Source organism: Streptomyces sp. NPDC002265, assembly GCF_040296125.1.
Taxonomy (GTDB): domain Bacteria; phylum Actinomycetota; class Actinomycetes; order Streptomycetales; family Streptomycetaceae; genus Streptomyces.
On record NZ_JBEOWS010000681.1, the window covers coordinates 1 to 1646 of the forward strand.

General features: G+C 68.5%; 2 protein-coding genes. Both read left to right on the forward strand.

Features of this window, described 5'->3' with window-relative positions; translation table 11 throughout:
* Nucleotides 1–1156: 1156 nt before the first annotated feature.
* The gene (locus ABT085_RS46235; RefSeq protein WP_351623215.1) at nucleotides 1157–1441 is read left to right on the forward strand and encodes a hypothetical protein; all 285 of its coding nucleotides are present in this window, start codon (nucleotides 1157–1159) and stop codon (nucleotides 1439–1441) included.
* The coding region (locus ABT085_RS46240) for a hypothetical protein (protein ID WP_351623217.1) at nucleotides 1441–1646 on the forward strand (206 nt) is incomplete at its 3' end. The genes ABT085_RS46235 and ABT085_RS46240, both read left to right, overlap by 1 nt.

Genomic DNA, 1646 nt, shown 5'->3' on the forward strand with positions numbered 1-1646 from the left:
ACCGGTCGCCACTCCTCCGGCCAGGAGGAGGGCGACGGCCGTCACCATGCCCGCCCGCTTGGAGAACCGGCGGTCGGAGGGAGTCTTGCTGCGGTCGGAAGTCATTGCTGTCCCTTTCTGGTGCGGCATGCAAGTGCCGCGTTCGGGAAGCGCCCGTTCGGCGGCCCCCAAGGTCAATGCGACGTAGAGGTCCCGGCGTCCGCGGCTGACTCCGTCCCTGGACAGGGGGCCACGTCGGCAGGTTCGCAACGTGCCGGGCCGAACAGACTCTACAGATACTGGAACGCTCGGTCAACGTGAATGGAGTGGCGATCACCGATCGGCTGCCCCACGCCACGGCGACAGCGACGACGCCCTCACCAGTGGAATGGTGCGTCCTCCGACACAGAAGGGGGTCTCGACGCAGGCCGGGACATCAGGCCACATCCTCACTTTCTGAGACTCTCATTCCATAATCTCCGACGTTCCGGAGAGCGCTGATCTTCATCGGCGTTGCCCAGGTGATGGTCTTCCTGGACGCGGCGATCATGAACACCGCTCTGCCGTCTGCGCCCTACGGCCTGGGCTTCTCTGACGGCGGCCGACAGCGGGTCATCACCGCCTACGGCCTCGCCTGTCGGCGAACTGCTCGTCCTCGGCGGACGACTGGCGGACCTACGGGGCGCAAGAAGATCTCCGGCATCGGCCTTGTCGGGTTCGCGGTGGCCTCGGCCGTCAGCGGGCTGTCGGCTCGTTCGCGTCGGTGAACTCCAGTGAGATCAGCGCGAGTGCGGCGGGGCGAGCAGCGCGCCGAAAGCGCCCCAGAGCGCGTGTGCCGTCAGCAGCGTGGGGAGGTTGGGCGACCAAGGCGCTCGGCATCTACGGAGCCATCGCCACGGCCGGCGGCGGCGCCGACCTGCTGTTCGGCGGCATCCTGGGCAGTACGTCAACTGGCGCTGGGGCTTCTGCATCAACCTGCCGATCGCCGCGATCGGTATCGTCGGCGGCCTGAAACTGGTGGGGGCCGACAGCCGGCAGACCCGCCGTGGGCGCCTGGACCTGCCCGGAGCCGTTCTGGCCACCGGCGGCATCGTCGCCCTGGTCTTCGGCTTCGTCGAGGCAAAGGACGACGGCTGGGGCTCGACGATGACCATCGGCATGTTCGTCCTGTCCGTGGGTGCTGCCGGCGTCCTTCGTCCCGCTCGAGTCGAGGGCGAAGTCGCCGCTGCTGCCGCTGCGCGTCCTGACCGAGCGGAACCGGGCCGGGGCCTACCTGTCCCTGGGCCTGTCCCTGATCGCCATGTTCGGCATGCTCGTCTTCCTGAGCTCCTACTTCCAGTTGGTCAAGGGCTACTCGCCCGTGATGAGCGGGCCGGCCTTCATCCCCATGGCGGTCCTGCAGGCGATCGGCTCCCCCAGACCGGCGCCCGCCTCTTCCACCGCGTGCGCCCCGGCGTGCTGATGAGCACCGGATTGGCTGTTTCCGGCATCGGCGTGCTGATGCTCTCGCTGCTCGACGCCGATTCGTCCTTCGCCTTCATCGCGGCCGGTGAGATGGTGGTGGGCGTCGGCGTCGGCACCGCGTTCATGCCTGCCTTCGGGTCCATCCCGGGCAAGGCCGACTTCGAGCTGCACGTCGCCGCCCAGGAGTGCTACGAGGCCGCCGC